The organism is Mediterraneibacter flintii, assembly GCF_055387595.1.
Genome location: NZ_AP031405.1, coordinates 3,405,873 through 3,423,996 on the forward strand (window position 1 = coordinate 3,405,873; position 18,124 = coordinate 3,423,996).

At 45.5% G+C, this 18,124-nt stretch carries 10 protein-coding genes; 1 reads left to right on the plus strand and 9 read right to left on the minus strand.

The annotated features are described in order from the left end of the window. Nucleotides 1-61: 61 nt before the first annotated feature. From ACZ5C4_RS16290 to ACZ5C4_RS16330, 9 genes are all read right to left on the minus strand, one after another. A complete protein-coding gene (locus ACZ5C4_RS16290) occupies nucleotides 62-2,746 on the minus strand; it encodes an extracellular solute-binding protein (protein WP_464521902.1) in 2,685 nt (894 codons plus the stop codon). Further along, entirely contained in the window at nucleotides 2,743-3,528 is a 786-nt protein-coding gene (locus tag ACZ5C4_RS16295; RefSeq protein WP_464521903.1) for an ABC transporter ATP-binding protein, read from the minus strand. Before ACZ5C4_RS16295 ends, ACZ5C4_RS16290 begins: the two co-directional genes overlap by 4 nt. A 145-nt stretch (nucleotides 3,529-3,673) precedes the next feature. Beyond that, a complete protein-coding gene (locus ACZ5C4_RS16300) occupies nucleotides 3,674-4,555 on the minus strand; it encodes a MurR/RpiR family transcriptional regulator (protein WP_464521904.1) in 882 nt (293 codons plus the stop codon). 144 nt (nucleotides 4,556-4,699) lie between these two features. Then, nucleotides 4,700-5,929, minus strand: coding sequence for an LL-diaminopimelate aminotransferase (locus ACZ5C4_RS16305; RefSeq protein WP_464521905.1), 1,230 nt, complete (start codon nucleotides 5,927-5,929; stop codon nucleotides 4,700-4,702). 77 nt (nucleotides 5,930-6,006) lie between these two features. Next, entirely contained in the window at nucleotides 6,007-6,558 is a 552-nt protein-coding gene (locus tag ACZ5C4_RS16310) for an ANTAR domain-containing response regulator (protein WP_464521906.1), read from the minus strand. A gap of 41 nt (nucleotides 6,559-6,599) precedes the next feature. Further along, the gene (gene glnA / locus ACZ5C4_RS16315; RefSeq protein WP_464521907.1) at nucleotides 6,600-7,931 is read right to left on the minus strand and encodes a type I glutamate--ammonia ligase; all 1,332 of its coding nucleotides are present in this window, start codon (nucleotides 7,929-7,931) and stop codon (nucleotides 6,600-6,602) included. 39 nt (nucleotides 7,932-7,970) lie between these two features. Further along, nucleotides 7,971-9,446, minus strand: coding sequence for a glutamate synthase subunit beta (locus tag ACZ5C4_RS16320; protein WP_464521908.1), 1,476 nt, complete (start codon nucleotides 9,444-9,446; stop codon nucleotides 7,971-7,973). Nucleotides 9,447-9,451: 5 nt separating this feature from the next. Then, a complete protein-coding gene (gltB, locus tag ACZ5C4_RS16325; RefSeq protein ID WP_464521909.1) occupies nucleotides 9,452-13,996 on the minus strand; it encodes a glutamate synthase large subunit in 4,545 nt (1,514 codons plus the stop codon). Between the two features lie 2 nt (nucleotides 13,997-13,998). Then, complete coding sequence (locus ACZ5C4_RS16330) at nucleotides 13,999-15,627, minus strand: CTP synthase (protein WP_464521910.1); 1,629 nt, start codon at nucleotides 15,625-15,627, stop codon at nucleotides 13,999-14,001. A 383-nt stretch (nucleotides 15,628-16,010) separates the two neighbouring features. Between ACZ5C4_RS16330 and ACZ5C4_RS16335 the strand changes: the two genes are divergently transcribed. Beyond that, nucleotides 16,011-18,110, plus strand: coding sequence for a glutamine synthetase III family protein (locus ACZ5C4_RS16335; RefSeq protein WP_464521911.1), 2,100 nt, complete (start codon nucleotides 16,011-16,013; stop codon nucleotides 18,108-18,110). The last annotated feature ends 14 nt before the right edge of the window (nucleotides 18,111-18,124 follow it).

Sequence of the window (18,124 nt, forward strand, 5' to 3'; positions counted from 1 at the left end):
TCTACTATTACTATCCCCTGTTGCGGGGGACTTTACTTCTTTACTCCCTGCCTGCAGGGACTCAAGATTTACAGTCCTCTGAAAACTCCTGATGCTTTTCCAGCAGCTCGGCTGTCAGCGGTTCCGGAAATTTTTTCGGATAAGAAGACTGGTTCTGTGCGTCTGTTTCCTCTCCCTCATATAATGCATTCGGATACGTCTTCTCAAGCTCTGCCCTGGCATTTTTGATAATACACTCTGCCATCTCCATTGCCAGAGGATTTGTCTCCTCTCCTTTGTCTATCACTGCCAATGATTCTGTCAAAGAGAAGTTTCCCTCCAGCGGATCGATATAGTCGATAGGCATACCGTCATTTTTATCCGCCACCGCCTGATGCCGCAGTCCAAATCCAATCGCCACTTCTCCGGAGCGCACTTTTTTTATCGGGCCTGAGCCGGAATCCTCTATATGCGGCCCTGCGTTTTCATAAATGCCCGCCAATATAGCATGTGCTTCTTCTTCCTCATACTCACTTAGCAGCGCCTGTATCAGAAGCCATGCTGTAGAGGAGCTCTTAATATCTGTCACAGAGATTTCCCCCTTATAGACTGGATCCGCCAGATCTTTTATGGATTCCGGCATGGGGAGGTTTAACTGCTCCATCTCCTGCGTATTTACAAAAATAGCGCCTTCCTGTGATGTAATAGGCTTATAATATGCCGGCGTCTCTTCCAGCGTAGGTGCGTCAAATGTCAGATCCAGGAACATTTCATTCGTCTGCTGCGCACTGTCTATATAAAAGGAGCTCATCGTTACCAGATCTGCCTCAATATCCGTACCTTCTGCCATCAGCTTCCCGCCCAGCTCTGAGGTTCCGAATGTCTGCAGCAGATACCTGCCTTCATAACCATTTTCATCCAATGCATGCTTCATTGCCGTTATTGCCTCGTCATCTGCATTTGAATAAATAATCACTTGTTCCTGCGCCGTATCCTTTCTTGCTCCTACGAATGACATTCCTCCGGCTATCAGTACCACAAGAGCCATGACTCCTAATGCAGCCCGCCAGACTCTTTTGCCGGAAACTTCTTTTTCTCCGGTTTTTTCTTTCTTTTTCTTTCTCCACCTTGCTGCCAGACGGAAAATTCCCTTTGCCGCCAAATTGGTACATAAAATACACAATGACAGTACAAATATTTCGTTAAACTCTGCAAAATGCTGTAATTCTTTTATTTTTGTCGTGACAACCATAGTTCTGGCGCCCGCTATAAAGATGACCGCACTGACAGTTACCATTGCATTCACAAAATAGTAACTGAATACTTCTAAAATTGTAGGCAATGCATTGGGCGTAACCACCCGAAAAATCGTCTTAAACCAGTTGTCTCCCATCAGCATCGCTGTTGTTTCCCAGGAGTCATTCATTTTCTCCAGAGAATTTTTCATCATCAGATATGGAGTAGAGAAATAATGTACCACATTACACAGGATAATCAACAGAAACGTATTCTGTAAAGACGTCCCTGAAAATGTCAACAGAAAGGCGATACCAATTACCATTCCCGGTATGGTGTTTGTCGCCAGCGCAATACTCTCCACCGTATGCTTACAGCTCTTTGACAATTTGCTTCTTGCCGTTACTAACGCCGCGCCATAGGCGATAAGAGAACCCGCACACGCCGTCAGAACTGCGACAAGCAAAGAATTTTTAAATACACCTGCCAGTATGCTGTCGTCAAATACAGCTTTTACATGTTCCGTCGTAAAGCTTATTTGATATGGCCACTCCTGCACAAAAGGAACGATAAATATGACCGCAAAAATAACCGCTGTCACCGCCAGTACCGCCGTACTTACCACACCGCAGATTCCGTCACGGATCCTATTTCCTGGATTTTCTACGACAGAAATCTTATTGTATCTTACATTATATTTTTCCAGATAATGCAGCAGTGCAATACTGATAACCGAAGGAACGAGCATCACCATTGCAACAACCGCGCCTTTGTTGAAATCTGGAATACTGCCAAGCATCTCGTCATATAATACCGAGGCCAGGACTTCATACTGTCCGCCTACAGACGCAGGGATACCAAAGTCCGTAAAGGCAAGGAAAAAGCTTTGTATATAAGAGGCCGCCAGTGTTCCCAGCAGGGGGCGCAATATTGCGATAAAAAATGTTTTGCTTCCCTTGTCTCCCATCAGTTTTGAGACAGTCATAAATTTCTTATCTATATATCCCATTGTGTTGTGGATCAGTAAAAATGCAACAGGAAGCGTATAAATCACATATCCTATCAGCAGGCCCCAAAAACCGTATATATCAAAAAACTGTCTTCCGAATATCCTTGTTATCAGTCCTTGCTTTCCGAAGGAATAAATGAGTGCAAATCCATATGTAATTGTCGGAAGCAGCATGGGCAGAACCGCACCTGTGCGTATTACTTTTTTCAGAATCTCCGGGATATTCGTGTAATGGATACTGTAAGCAAGTAAAAATGCAAGTACAATTGTCACCAACGCACTTATCCCCGCGGAGCAAAAACTATGCTCCACAGCTGTCCAGAATCCTTTCTGTCCGAACACCTCCGTATAATGTACCCAGAAGTCTCCTCCGGAGCTCTGAAAGGATTTCAGAAGCAGCATCAAAATGGGCGCGGCCAGAAAGAAAACAAATAAAAGAATGACTGCCAGAAATATAAGCTTTAACTCTATATGTGCCTTAATTAATTTTTCGATCCTATATTTCAAAGGTTCCTTTTTCATAGCGCCGCCTCGCTCGATACTTCTTTTTTTATCGTTCCATTCCTCTGAAATAATGTAAATATATTGCTCTTTTTGATTTCTAACTGGTTCAGTATAAATTCTTTGATAAATGAGTTTTCCGGTTTATTTATGATTTCCTCCGGTTTCCCAAACTGGGATATTTTCCCTTTGTTGATAATCAAAACTCTGTCCGAAAGTGTCAATGCCTCCTCCGGATCATGCGTGACAATGATAGTCGTCAGATGAAATTCTCTTGCGATCGTCTTAATTCTCTCTTTGATGGACTCCTTGATCACACCATCCAGGGCGCTCAGCGGCTCGTCCATCAAAAGAATTTCCGGTTTCATCACCATTGTTCTTGCAAGCGCGACACGCTGTTTTTGTCCTCCTGACAGCTGTTCAATATTTTTCTCCAGGTGTTCCTCCAGATTCAGAAGCCTAATTAAGTCCTCTACTTCCTCCTGGGTAGAAATTCCTGGTTTGTTTTTCAGTCCATACGTAATATTCTGATAGGCATTCAGATTGGGGAACAATGCGTAATCCTGGAAGACAATATTGAAGCCTCTTTTCTCCATCGGCACTCTTGTCAAATCTTTTCCATTATAGATCAGCTTGCCGCTGTCAATGTCTGTAATTCCGAGTATCAAATTTAAAAGTGTTGTCTTCCCGCTTCCTGACGGCCCTAAAATAGAAATGATCTCTCCATCTCCAATCGTAAGGCTGATATTATCTAAAATAATTTTTCCGTCAAATGACTTTTTTATGTTTTTCAGTTCGAGCATACTATAAAACCCCTTTCTACAACCGTATCTCGCGTATACAATTATAGAAATTTCCGCTTTTAGAAATCAATCAAATCGCAGTGAAGCTTTTGTAAAGGACTTGTAAAGTCAAAAAAAGAAGCTTTGTAGAAATTCTACAAAACTTCTAATTCTCATCATATGCTCTTTCTGCTACCAAATCACTGTTTTTCTTCAACTTCTTTGACATCCTGCCATAATTTTCATTCAATACCCCGACATACAACATATCTACTAGAGCAAGCTGGGAAATGCGCGAAAAGATCGTATTTCCACAAAAGAACTGATGGCTGCTTGTACACAGCAGAATGTCCGCATACTTTGCTATCAAAGCATTATCAAAATTTGTGATCACCATTGTCTTTGCCCCCGCTTTCTTGGCCATCCTCATCATCTCTACTGTATGTTTGGAATATCCAGAATAAGAGATTCCAATGGCCAGGTCCTTCCTTGTCAAATTCCCTGCACTGACACTCTGCAAATAATAATCCGAATACATCCGGCAGTTAAGTCCCAGATAGGTAAGCTTCGTCAACAAATCGTTGGCTATACAATTTGAATTTTCCACACTGTATAACACAATATTTTCTGCACCGGAGACAGCCTCTACCGCCTTCCTATATTCCTTCATCTGAATACTTCTAAGTGTCTCTTCAAGCATTTGGACAGAGGTTGTAATGATCTTACCTGGAATCTCTTCAAGGCTTTCCTTCCCTGAAAATGAAAATCCATATAGACTTGCATTCTCCTTTTCTTTCCCTGTATCCTTTTCATAGAGAATTTCTTCCTGCATCATGGCATATTTCAGTTCTTTAAAACCTTTATACCCTGCCGCCTTAACAAATCTTATCACTGTAGGCTGGCTTACACCGGCATTTTTCGCCACTTCCTCAATCAAAAGCTCTTCCGGATGCCCTGGATACGAAAGTATATACTCTGCCACTTTCTGCTCTGACGGGCGCAGAGCAGCATATATATTTTGAATCCTCTGTTTTACTGTATATTCCATCCTCTTATCCTCGCGTAGATTTTCTACCTGTTCTAGTCTGGTTTCTCTGTATTACAGTTGTATTTGTCCTCTTTTGTTACAAACTTAGACAGCTTCCATTTTAAAATTGTTCTGCAAAAAATACAATCCTCTTTTTATATAAATTCACCTCCTGATAGATTCAATCTGCCGGATACGCTCTATAGCCTGTTTTGTCTTTTCTCTGTCACCAAAGGCTGTCAGACGAAAATATCCCTCTCCACAAGCTCCAAACCCTTCTCCCGGCGTTCCCACTACATTCGCTTTCTCTAAAAGATATGCAAAAAATTCCCAGGAGCCCATATTTTCCGGCGTTTTCATCCAAATATATGGAGCGTCGATTCCTCCATATACTGTAAAACCGGCTCCTTCCAGGCCTTCTCGGATAATCCGTGCATTTTCCATATAGTAAGACACCTGGGCGGACAATTCCTGTCTTCCTTCGGGCGTGTAAACAGCTTCACCGGCTCTTTGTACCAAATAAGGAGCTCCGTTAAACCGCGTACCTTGACGCCGTTCCCATAAATCCCAAAGCCCCGCGCCATTTCTTTTCAAATTTTTAGGAACTACGGTAAATCCGAGCCGTACGCCCGTAAATCCTGCATTTTTTGAAAAACTGCGGAATTCTATCGCACATTCCTTCGCCCCGTCACATTCATAAATAGAATGCGGCAATTCCGGATTCGAGATATATGCTTCGTAGGCGGCGTCGTAAAGTATCACAGCTCCAACCCGATTCGCATAATCCACCCACTCTTGAAGGCGAGGTTTTGTAATTGCCGTTCCTGTAGGATTATTCGGAAAGCACAAATAAATCAAGTCCGGTATTTCTCCTGGAATCTCCGGTATAAAGCCTTCTTTCTCGGTACAGGGCATATAAATCAGCCCGTCGTAGTTTCCGCGTTCCCTGTTAAAATTTCCTGTGCGTCCTGCCATCACATTTGTATCCACGTAGACCGGATATACCGGATCACAGACGGCCACCCTGTTGTCTGTTCCAAATATTTCCTGTATATTTCCGCAGTCACTTTTCGCGCCGTCGGAAATAAAAATTTCTTCCGGTGATATTTCGCATCCCCGTGCTCGATAGTCCTGTTCCGAAATAACATTTCTTAAAAATTCATATCCCTGCTCCGGCGCATATCCGCGGAAAGTTTCTACATTTCCCATCTCCTCCACTGCCTTATGCAACGCTTTTAAAATGGCCGGAGCCAGCGGCTGTGTTACATCTCCGATACCAAGCCGTATGATTTCCGCCTCTGGATTTTCTTTTTGATACGCCGTTACTTTTTTTGCAATCGTTGAAAATAAATAATTCCCTTGCAGCTTCAAATAATTTTTATTGACTGTTACCATTTTTTCTCCTGTTATTCTTTTTATATGCTTTGTCTGTTTTTCTATTTTTCATACTTGCCCGTTTCATGTCAGATAACTCAACATTCATCGTCAATCAGCATTAGAATCATCTGCGCGGTCTCCGCCATATTGACTCCATTATCCATGCTACATTTCTGAATATACCGGTATGCCGCTTCTTCTGTCAGATGATTGCGTTCCATCAAAAGACGCTTTGCATTCTGAATATTCTTTATATCTTGCTCGCTTCTTTTTTCCTCTCTCTTTTTGTCCTTTTTATACCGCCGTTCTACCTGCGTGAGGAGCATTTCTACGGTATTTGCCAGCTCATATATCTTTAACGGAGTCGTCAGCGCCATCACACTTCCTTCTGCTTCGCTTACCTTACTCGGAGAACCGACCAGCAAAAATTCATAATATCTCGGAATACATTCTAAAAGCTGGGTATAATGCATATCCGGAAGCCGGTATCCACTGATAATCAAGCCCTTTTCCGCATCGTTCGCCGCAAGCAGAGCCGTGGCGGCTGTACCGCAGGGAACGACATTTTCAAATCCGCGGCTTATGAGTAATTTGCGTATTCGTCTTGCATCTTCAATTTTGGGTAATGCTACTATGATTATACTCACTTTCGCTCCCCGCTTTCTGATTTTCCCTAACATTTATCCGTCTATATTTGATACAGGTACTGGGTAAGTTCCCATTCAGAAACTTGTTTTTCGTAACTTTTCCATTCTTTTCTCTTACTCTTCATATAACACTCTAAAAATGGACTTCCCACTACTCCGGCAATCCATTCATCCTGTGACAGTTCATTCAATGCCTCATTTAATGTTGTCGGGAGACTTTGGATACCCTGTTCCAGCTTCTCTTCTTCTGACAGTTCCCTGATGCCAACCTTCAGTTCCGGTGAGAGCTGCAGCTTCTCCTCGATTCCTTGTATCCCTGCTGCCAGGCACAGTGCAAAGACTAAATACGGATTTGCCGAAGGATCCGGACTTCTAAGCTCGATCTGACACTCCCTGCGTCTGTTCTGGCAAACCTTAATCAAAGCTGTCCTCTGCGTAGAAGACCAGGTAATATCTGATGGTGCCTCAAATCCCGGTACCAGCCGTTTATAAGAGTTTACCAATGGATTAAAAAACGCCGTCATTCCTTTGATATGTGCAAAAATTCCGGCAATAAAAGAATAAGCTTCTCTGCTTAACCCCAATGCATCTCCTCTGTCCTCAAAAATATTTTTTCCGTTTTTATAAAGCGCCATATTGATATGCATTCCGGAACCGTTGACTTCTTCCCGAGGTTTCGGCATAAAGGTGGCGTGAAGCCCATGGCGTTTGGCTACTGTACGCACCGCAACCTTGAAAGTCATAAATTTATCGGCTGTTTCCATAACATCCGCCATTGAAAAATCAATTTCGTGCTGTGCCGGTGATATCTCGTGATGGGAAGACTCCACATCATACCCCATATCTTCTAACGTCAGCACAATATCTCTTCTGGCATTTTCTCCCAAGTCCACCGGACTAAGATCCATATAGCCTGCTTGTTCATGTGTTAAAGTAGTCGGCCGTCCGTTGTCATCCGTATGAAAAAGAAAAAATTCACATTCCGGATTTGCTTTAAAGGAATATCCCATCTCCTCAGCCTGCCTGACTACTTGTTTCAGAATATACCTTGGACTTCCCTTATACGGAGTGCCATCAGCCCTGTAAATGTCACAGATCAGACGCGCTACTTTCCCCTGCTGAGGTCTCCAAGGCAGGATACAGAAGGTGTCCAACTCCGGGTGCAAATACATATCCTCTTCCTCATTCCTGTAAAAGCTTTCTATAGAAGATGCATCTATCACACATTCATTGTTCACGGCTTTTTCCAGTTTAGCAATCGGGATCGCTATATTTTTCATCGTGCCGAACATATCTGTGAACTGCAGCCGGATAAATTCTACATCCTCTTCCTCCGCCATACGGAGAATATCGTTCTTCGTGTACTTTGCCATAACCACCTGCTCCTTTTTTCTTTCTATTTTATTATAAGCTCAGTAACCCATCAAGTCCCGATCTACAGCTCTAGCTGCATTTCTTCCTTCTGTGATTGCCCATACTACCAGCGACTGTCCTCTGTGCATGTCACCTGCCGTAAATACTCCGGATACGCTGGTTTCATATTTCTCCGGCTTTGTCAGGACATTCGTTCTATTGTCTGTCTGGATTTGAAAAGCATCTGTTATATATTTCTCGCTTCCCAAGAAGCCGGCAGCAATCAGTACAAGCTGTGCGTTTATCGTTCTTTGCGTTCCCTCCACCGGTACCATACGGATTCTTCCTTGTTTCTCATCCTTCTTCGGTTCCAGATTTATAACTTTTGCTTTCTGTACCTTTCCTTTAGCATCCTTCAGAAACTCTGTTACTGTTGCCTGATAAACTCTGGGATCTTTCCCATAAACAGCGATAGCCTCTTCTTGCCCATAATCCGTTTTTAAGATTTTCGGCCACTCCGGCCAAGGATTTCCAGAGGCACGGCAGGCCGGCGGCTTTGGCATCATTTCCAGCTGTGTGACAGATTTTGCTCCCAGACGGAGTACCGTTCCCACACAGTCATTTCCCGTATCCCCGCCGCCAATCACAAGCACATGCAGCCCCTTTGCCGACACAAAACTATTATCTTTTAGATTCGAGTCCAGCAGGCTTTTTGTCACCGCTTTCAAATAATCCACGGCAAAGAAGATATTGCCCGCATCTCTTCCCGGAACAGCAATATCTCTCGGATTCGAAGCTCCGCAGGCAAGAATCACCCGATCAAACTCCTTTTGTAACTGCTGCGCCTTAATTTCCCTTCCTACATCTGCATTTGACCGGAAAATCACTCCCTCTTCTTCCATGAGGCGGATTCTCCGTTCAATGATATGCTTATCCAGCTTCATATTCGGAATCCCGTAGCAGAGCAGCCCTCCGAAGCGGTCGCTTCTCTCAAATACGGTCACTGTATGTCCTCTGCGGTTTAATTCCTGTGCAGCCGCCAGACCGGCAGGCCCGCTTCCTACGATCGCAACCTTCTTGCCGGTGCGCACCGCCGGAATCTCAGGTCGCACCCACCCGTTTTCCCACGCAGTCTCGATGATTGCCCGTTCGTTTTCTTTCGTGGCAACCGGTTCCCCGTTCAGATTACAAGTACATGCCGCTTCACACAGCGCCGGACATACATGGCTGGTAAACTCCGGAAAGCTGTGCGTTTTTGCCAGCCGTTCATAGGCAAGCCTCCACTTTCCTCTGTACACCAAATCGTTCGTCTCCGGTACCAGGTTATGAAGCGGACATCCCGAAACCATTCCCGCGATCGTCATTCCCGACTGGCAGAACGGGACGCCGCACTCCATGCAGCGCGCTCCCTGCTTTCTCTGTTCCTCCAGGGACAAGGGAATTTTAAATTCCTGAAAATCCCGTATTCTCTCCTCCGGCTTTTTGTAAGCAGCCTCTTTTCTTTCATATTCTAAAAATCCTGTCGGTTTTCCCATCCGCCTTATTCCTCCTGTTTCCTCTGAAATACCTCATTAAAAGCCTCCATCTGGGCTTGTTCTGAACTCATCCCCTGTTCCTCCAGTTTCAAACTCAGCGAAGTCATACGTTTATAATCGTAAGGAATGATTTTCTTAAACTTCGGAAGATATTCTTTCAAATGTTCCAGGATCTCCCTTCCTTTGAGTGAACCGGTCTGTTCCACATGTTCTTCAATCATGCTTTTCAGTTCGTGAAGATCTGTCTTTCGTTCCACCCTTTCAATTGAAACCATCGCCTTATTCAAATTCCGGTACAGCGTATTTTTTTCATCCAATACATAAGCCGTTCCTCCACTCATGCCGGCTGCAAAATTCTTTCCCGTGCTTCCCAGAATGACGACTCTTCCGCCGGTCATGTACTCGCACCCATGCTCGCCTACACCTTCCACTACGGCGCAAGCGCCGGAATTCCTCACTGCAAAACGCTCTCCCGCCATACCACAGATGAATGCTTTCCCTCCGGTAGCGCCATAAAGTGCCACATTCCCTGCAATCATATTTTCTCCTGCATTATAGGAATGTTCTTTGGGCGGATAAATAGATAGTTTTCCTCCGGAAAGTCCTTTTCCAAAATAATCATTTGTATCGCCCTCCAGCTTTAGTGTCAGTCCTTTTGGAATAAACGCTCCGAAGCTCTGTCCTCCGGCGCCTTTACAGTTCACAACCAATGTATCCTCTTCCAACCCGTCTTTATACCGGCGTGTAAGCTCTGCTCCTAAAAGTGTCCCAAAGGTTCTGTCCGTATTGCCGACCTGCACACTGACAGATGCCTTCTCTTTCTTTTTCAGGGCGTTTTCAAACTTTTTAAGCAGAACTCTTTCATCCAGAGTTTTCTCCAGTGCAAAATCGTACACGTCTTTCGGATTGAAAATTACGTTCTTTTGACCGGCATACGGATTTTCCAATACTGCACTTAAATCTATTTTCTCTGCCATAGGGTTTTCCGCTTCCTCCTTTTTCTTCAAAAGGTCGCTCCTTCCCACCATTTCATCTACTGTACGGAATCCAAGCCGCGCCATATACTCCCTTAGTTCCTGTGCGATAAACCGCATAAAATTGACTACATATTCCGGTTTTCCGGCAAATCGTTTCCGAAGCTCTGGATTTTGTGTTGCGATTCCTGCAGGACAGGTATCCAGATTACATACCCTCATCATCACGCAGCCAAGTGTTACCAGAGGTGCAGTGGCAAATCCAAATTCCTCTGCTCCAAGAAGCGCTGCAATCGCCACATCTCTTCCACTCATCAGCTTCCCGTCTGTCTCAATCATAACTCGGCTGCGCAGTCCGTTCTTTAACAACGTCTGGTGTGTTTCCGCCAGTCCTAATTCCCATGGCAGTCCTGCGTTATGAATGGAACTCTCTGGGGCCGCACCGGTTCCCCCGTCATATCCGGAAATTAAGATAACCTGCGCACCTGCCTTTGCAACACCTGCCGCCACAGTTCCAACGCCTGCCTCAGAAACCAGCTTTACCGAAATCCTCGCATATTTGTTGGCATTTTTCAAATCATAAATCAGCTGCGCCAGATCTTCAATGGAATAAATATCGTGATGCGGCGGCGGAGAAATCAGACTGACGCCCGCTGTAGAATGTCTGGTCTTCGCGATCCATGGATACACCTTCCTGGCGGGAAGATGCCCGCCCTCTCCTGGCTTTGCTCCCTGCGCCATCTTAATTTGAATTTCCTGCGCACTTACTAAATACCGGCTGGTAACACCAAAACGGCCACTTGCCACCTGCTTGATCGCGGAGCATCTGTTTGTCTTGGTTCCGGCAGAATCCAGCCGTTCTTCACTCTCTCCGCCTTCCCCTGTGTTTGACTTTCCATGCAGCAGATTCATGGCGACAGCCAGCGTTTCGTGTGCTTCCTGGGAAATAGAACCGTAAGACATGGCGCCGGTCTTAAATCTCTTTACAATACTGTCAACACTCTCCACCTCGTCTATGGAAATCCCTTTCTTCGGGAAGCGAAACTCCAGCAGCGAGCGTAAGTTTCCGCTTTCTTCCGCATCCACCATCGCTGTATATTCTTTAAACATGTCGTAATCTCCCATTCTGGTAGATTTCTGCAGCATATGGATGGTGGCCGGATTATACTGGTGCTCCTCTCCTCCACTCCTCATTTTATGCCTGCCCAGACTGTCCAGCGTCAGATCCGTATCTCTCCCCAGCGGATCAAATGCACGAGAGTGGAGGGCATCCGCGTTTTTCGCGATGTCTTCCAGGGTGATTCCTTCTACCCTGCTTACGGTTCCCGCAAAATAACGGTCGATAACTTCTCCGGAAATTCCGATCGCCTCGAATATTTTCGCTCCCTGGTAGGATTGAATCGTGGAAATCCCCATTTTAGAGGCTATTTTTACGATTCCATGGAGGACGGCATGGGTGTAGTCCTCCACCGCCGCGTAATACTCCTTGTCCAAAAGTCCCTCTTCAATCAATTCGCGTATGGTCTCTATCGCAAGGTATGGATTTACTGCACAGGCGCCATACCCTAGAAGAGCCGCAAAGTGATGCACTTCCCGCGGTTCCCCTGATTCCAGGATCAGGGACAGCGATGTCTGCTTCTTTGTCTCCACCAAATGTTGATGTACCGCCGATACTGCAAGCAGAGAGGGAATCGGCACATGATTTTCATCTACGCCCCGATCCGACAGAATCAAGATATTCGCTCCCTCACGGTATGCCTTGTCCACCTCCACATACAGACGATCAATGGCTCTTTCCAGTTTTGCACTTTTATAATAGATAATCGGAACCACTGCTACCTGAAACCCTTTCTGCTTCATATTTTTTATTTTCAGCAGATCCGTATTGGTGAGAATCGGATTATTGATTTTCAGTACCTGGCAATTTTCAGCTTTCTCTTCAATTAAGTTTCCGTCCCTGCCCACATATACAGTGGTTCCCGTAACAATCTCCTCCCGTATGGCGTCAATCGGCGGATTTGTCACCTGGGCAAACATCTGTTTAAAATAATCAAACAGCGGTCTTTGCTTTTTGGAGAGCACTGCCAACGGCGTATCCGTTCCCATAGCCGCAGTTCCTTCCACTCCGTTTAATGCCATCTCATAGATCGATTTCCTGTATTCCTCATACGTATACCCAAAGGCTTTTTGAAGCTGTTTCTGCTGTTTTTGCGTATACTGTTCTACACGCCGGTTGGGGATCTTCAGTTCCTTTAACTCCAGCAGGTTGCTGTCCAGCCATTCTCCATAGGGCTTTGCCTTTGCATAAGTTTCCTTTAGTTCTCTGTCGTCGGTAATCGTTCCCTTTCGTGTATCTACAAGAAGCATTTTCCCGGGGTGAAGCCGTTCTTTTAAAAGAATTTCCTCTTCCGGTACAGGCAGTACGCCTACTTCGGACGCAAGGATCACATCCCCGTTTTTCATCACATAATATCTGGAGGGTCTAAGACCGTTTCTGTCCAGTACTGCTCCCATCACGTCGCCGTCTGAAAATACAATCGAAGCCGGCCCGTCCCATGGCTCCATCATAGTCGCATAATACTGATAAAAATCTCTTATTTCCTGGGAAAGCGTCCCATTATTTGCCCACGGCTCCGGTATCGTAATCATCACCGCCAGCGGCAGATCCATTCCACTCATAACCAGAAATTCCAGAGTATTGTCCAGCATAGCGGAATCCGAACCTTCTCGGTTTACTACGGGAAGGATTTTATGCAGTTGCCCCTTTAAATGCGCCGACTCCATATTTTCTTCTCTTGCCTGCATTTTATCCGCATTTCCCTGGATCGTATTAATCTCTCCATTGTGGACAATCAGACGATTCGGATGGGCTCTCTCCCAGCTCGGATTTGTGTTGGTGCTGAATCTGGAATGGACAGTAGCGATCGCCGACTCATAGTCCGGATCCTGCAGATCCGCGAAAAAGGTGCGAAGCTGCCCGACTAAAAACATACCTTTATATACGATTGTCCTGCTGGACATAGAAACCACGTACGTATTGTCATTACTCTGCTCGAATACCCTTCTGGCAATGTACAGCTTACGTTCAAACGCCAGACCTTTCTCTATGTTCTCCGGTTTCCGGATAAATGCCTGCACAATATAAGGCATACACGCCCTTGCCTTATGTCCCAGGACTTCGGGAAAAATAGGAACTTCCCTATAACCTAAAAACTCCATTCCTTCTTTTTCTACAATGATCTCAAACATCTTCCGCGCCTGGTTTCTCTTTAGTTCGTCCTGTGGAAGGAAAAGCTGGGCGATTCCATACTCCCGTTCTCCCTCTATCCTGATTCCTGCCTCTTTACACACCCTGGAGAAAAACTTATGAGAAATCTGAAGAAGAATCCCGACGCCGTCCCCTGTCTTTCCTTCCGCGTCCTTTCCGGCTCTGTGTTCCAGGTTTTCTACGATGCGAAGCGCGCGTTCCACTGTGAGATGACTTTTCTTTCCGTCTTTATTTACCACGGCTCCGATCCCACAGTTGTCATGTTCAAATCTTGGACTATACAAGCCCTGCTGCTCCTGTCCTCTCATTCTTAATTCCCTCCTGTATGATGATTCTTTTCTTTTTTATATTCCTCCGCCGCTTTCACAAACTGACGGAAAAGCGGGTGCGCTTTGTTGGGACGGGATTTCAACTCCGGATGTCCCTGCGTCCCTATAAAAAAAGGATGTTCTTTTAGTTCGATCATTTCTACGATTCTGCCATCCGGAGAAAGTCCCGAAAGAATCATGCCGTGTTTTTTCAGCGTTTCCCTGTAATCATTATTTACCTCGTAACGATGCCTGTGCCGTTCTGAAATCTCTTCTTCCTGATATATCTCCCTGGCTCTGGATCCCTCCTCCAGCACGCATGGGTATGCGCCGAGCCGCTGTGTTCCGCCCAGATTTTCCACACCGCTTTGTTCCGGCATCAAATAAATAACAGGGTGCATCGTATCCGGATCCAGTTCCTGACTGTTCGCGTCCTTCCAGCCTACCACATTTCTTGCAAATTCCACCACTGCCATCTGCATTCCCAGGCAGATGCCTAGAAACGGAATTTTTTCTGTTCTGGCATACTTCGCTGCCTGTATCTTTCCTTCCGTTCCTCTGACGCCAAATCCTCCAGGGAGCAGAATTCCATCCACTCCCTCCAGCAGGTTTTCGCAGCCTTTTTTCTCCAACTCCTCCGCATCCACCCAGCGGATATTTACGTTGATTCTTCCCGCAATTCCTCCGTGTTTCAACGCCTCCGCCACACTTAGATAGGCATCATGGAGCCGGATATATTTCCCTACAATCGCGATTTCAACCTCTGTGCGAGGACGTTTAAGCGCTTCTACCATGCTCTTCCAGTCCTCCAGATTTGGCTCTATACAGGGCAGTTCCAGACATTGACACACTACCTGTGCCAGATGCTCTTTCTCCATTGCAAGGGGAGCTTCATAGAGATATTCCACATCCAGATTCTGCAGAACTCTGTCCGGTGACACATTACAGAACAGCGCAATTTTTTCTTTCAGCTTGTCAGAAAGTTCATGTTCTGACCTGCATACTAAAATATCCGGACACAGCCCCATTCCTTGCAGCGCTTTCACACTCGCCTGGGTCGGCTTTGTTTTCAGTTCACCCGAAACTTTCAGATAGGGAACCAGCGTCACGTGAATTAAGATGGCATTCTCCTTTCCCACATCATGCTGGAACTGCCGGATTGCCTCAAAAAAAGGCTCGCTTTCAATGTCTCCGACTGTTCCTCCTATCTCTATGATAGCGATCCGTTCCTCCTCCGGCGTATTTCCCCTGTAAAATCTACTTTTTATTTCATTCGTAATATGCGGAATGACCTGAACGGTTCCTCCTCCATAGTCTCCGCGTCGTTCTTTGTGGAGAACCGTCCAGTATATTTTGCCTGTTGTCACATTCGAATTCCGATCCAGATTTTCATCGATAAACCGTTCATAATGTCCTAAATCCAGATCTGTTTCTGTCCCGTCATCTGTCACAAATACTTCCCCGTGCTGAACTGGATTCATAGTTCCCGGATCTATATTGATATAAGGGTCGAACTTCTGCATTGTTACCTGAAAGTTCCGCGCCTTCAAAAGGCGCCCCAGGGAAGCCGCTGTGATTCCCTTTCCCAGTCCCGATACCACGCCTCCTGTAACAAATACATACTTTACCATTTTTATTTTCCTCCTGTAATAATACTTCTCCGTCAGATATTTTCCACTTGCGCGCGGTGTGCATCCTCCTGAGAGTTTTCTTGTATAGGAACTGAAATTTCCTACTACAATGAAAAAAACGTCAGAATCTCCCCCTTACGAAAATTCTGACGCCCTTGTCATATGTTTTAAATTTAAAATATAATATAAATGATTTTCGTCCGTTTGTAAAGCCCCAAAATTTTTGCAGTGCAAATAAAAAAGGTCTTGACAATTTCTTCTTGCAGACACTATACTATGAAACATAAAAAGCAAAGGCGCTTTGGATTTTTCCAGGGCGCTTTTTCTATTTTTATAAAACATTTTGCATAAACAGAGTATGGAAATCAGAAAGGAGCAGTACGATGAAAAAAGATATTCCCTCTCTATACGGAAGCATGGTATTCAACGATAAAGTTATGAGAAACAAACTTCCCAAGGATGTTTACAAAGCTCTAAAAAAGACGATTGAAAATGAAACACACCTGGAGCTAGAAGTGGCCAACGCCGTAGCGGTAGCCATGAAAGAGTGGGCTGTGGAAAATGGAGCCACGCATTTTACACATTGGTTTCAGCCAATGACAGGATTTACCGCTGAAAAACATGACAGTTTCATTACGCCTGTCGGAAATGGGGATGTAATCATGGATTTTTCCGGCAAAGAGCTGGTGAAAGGAGAACCGGACGCTTCCAGTTTCCCTTCCGGAGGGCTTAGAGCTACCTTTGAAGCCAGAGGCTATACCGCGTGGGATCCTACTTCTCCCGCATTTATCAAAGACGGTACGCTTTACATACCTACTGCGTTCTGTTCCTACGGCGGAGAAGCCCTCGATAAAAAGACACCTCTCCTGCGTTCGATGGAAGCACTCAGCAGGGAAGCTGTAAAAATCCTGCATGTGCTCGGAAATGCAGAAGTAACTCACGTTTCCACTACCATCGGGCCGGAACAGGAGTACTTTCTGGTAGATAAAGAGCTGTATGAGCAGAGACGGGATCTCATCCTGTGCGGAAGAACACTTATCGGTGCGCCCGCCCCCAGAGGACAGGAGATGGAAGATCATTACTTTGGCGCGCTCAAACCTCGGATCGCCGCTTATATGCACGATCTGGACGAAGAACTGTGGAAGCTTGGTATCCCCGCAAAAACGAAGCACAATGAGGTTGCCCCCGCCCAGCATGAACTGGCTCCGATTTTTTCCACCGCGAACGTAGCGGTAGATCATAATCAACTTACGATGGAAATTATGAAAAAGACAGCGGAAAAACATGGTCTGGTCTGCCTGCTGCACGAAAAGCCATTTGAAGGAATCAACGGAAGCGGAAAACACAATAACTGGTCGATTTCTACCAACACAGGAGAAAATCTTCTGGATCCAGGGAAAACTCCGGCGCAGAATATCCAGTTCCTTGTATTCCTGATGGCTGTGATCAAAGCCGTGGATGAATATGCGGATCTGATGCGGATTTCTGCGGCAACAGCCGGCAACGACCACCGTTTGGGCGGCAATGAAGCGCCTCCGGCTATCGTATCCATTTTCTTAGGCGACGAGCTTACCGCTGTCCTGAAGTCCATTGAAGAAAATACCTATTTCGAAAAACAGAAACAAATCCAGATGGAAACCGGCGCCCATGTGCTGCCTCATTTTATGAAGGACAACACAGACCGGAACCGTACTTCTCCCTTCGCCTTTACCGGAAATAAATTTGAGTTCCGTATGCTTGGTTCGTCTGCTTCTGTCGCTACTCCGAATATCATCCTGAATACAGCCGTCGCGGAAGCGCTCTCCCAGTTCTGCAAAGAATTGGAAGGAACTGCCCCGCAGGACATGGAGCACGCCGTGCACGAACTGATCAAGCGTGCTATCCGCAAACATAAAAAGGTCATTTTCAACGGAAACGGCTATACAGAAGAATGGATAAAAGAAGCAGAAAAACGCGGGCTCTATAATCTGGTTTCCACACCGGACTGCCTGCCGCGCTTTATTGCCGATAAAAATATACAGTTGTTCGAAAAGCATCATATTTTTACAAGGGAAGAAATTTTCTCCAGATATGAAATCCTCCTGGAAAACTATGTGAAAACAATTGAAATCGAAGCCAAAACTTTAAACGAGATGCTTCTGAAGGATTTCCTTCCCGCCGTCTCCTCCTATGCTTCTACCGTAGCGGAAAATACCATGTCTGTGAAGACCTTTGTTCCGTCTATGGATACGGCTTCTGCACAGAGCCTAGTTTCCTCTCTGGGAGACGCCTATGAAAAAATTCTGGATAGTCTCAAAGAGCTGGAGAAGGAACTTCCGACGATAGAACAGTTTCAGTCTGTACAGGAGTCCGCCGATTACTGTCATAAGACAGTGCTTGCTACGATGGCTTTGCTGCGCAGTTATGCGGATCAGGCGGAAGAGAAAATACCGGAGTCCCATCTTCCATATCCGACGTATGACAGGCTTCTGTTTTCTATATAAAAATAAGGAGTTAT

Excerpts from the sequence above, each read along its gene's own strand:
- ACZ5C4_RS16290 (WP_464521902.1), bottom strand. The coding sequence starts at position 2,746 with ATGAAAAAGGAACCTTTGAAATATAGGATCGAAAAATTAATTAAGGCA.
- ACZ5C4_RS16295 (WP_464521903.1), bottom strand. The coding sequence starts at position 3,528 with ATGCTCGAACTGAAAAACATAAAAAAGTCATTTGACGGAAAAATTATT.
- ACZ5C4_RS16300 (WP_464521904.1), bottom strand. The coding sequence starts at position 4,555 with ATGGAATATACAGTAAAACAGAGGATTCAAAATATATATGCTGCTCTG.
- ACZ5C4_RS16305 (WP_464521905.1), bottom strand. The coding sequence starts at position 5,929 with ATGGTAACAGTCAATAAAAATTATTTGAAGCTGCAAGGGAATTATTTA.
- glnA (WP_464521907.1), bottom strand. The coding sequence starts at position 7,931 with ATGGCAAAGTACACGAAGAACGATATTCTCCGTATGGCGGAGGAAGAG.
- ACZ5C4_RS16320 (WP_464521908.1), bottom strand. The coding sequence starts at position 9,446 with ATGGGAAAACCGACAGGATTTTTAGAATATGAAAGAAAAGAGGCTGCT.
- gltB (WP_464521909.1), bottom strand. The coding sequence starts at position 13,996 with ATGAGAGGACAGGAGCAGCAGGGCTTGTATAGTCCAAGATTTGAACAT.
- ACZ5C4_RS16330 (WP_464521910.1), bottom strand. The coding sequence starts at position 15,627 with ATGGTAAAGTATGTATTTGTTACAGGAGGCGTGGTATCGGGACTGGGA.
- ACZ5C4_RS16335 (WP_464521911.1), top strand. The coding sequence starts at position 16,011 with ATGAAAAAAGATATTCCCTCTCTATACGGAAGCATGGTATTCAACGAT.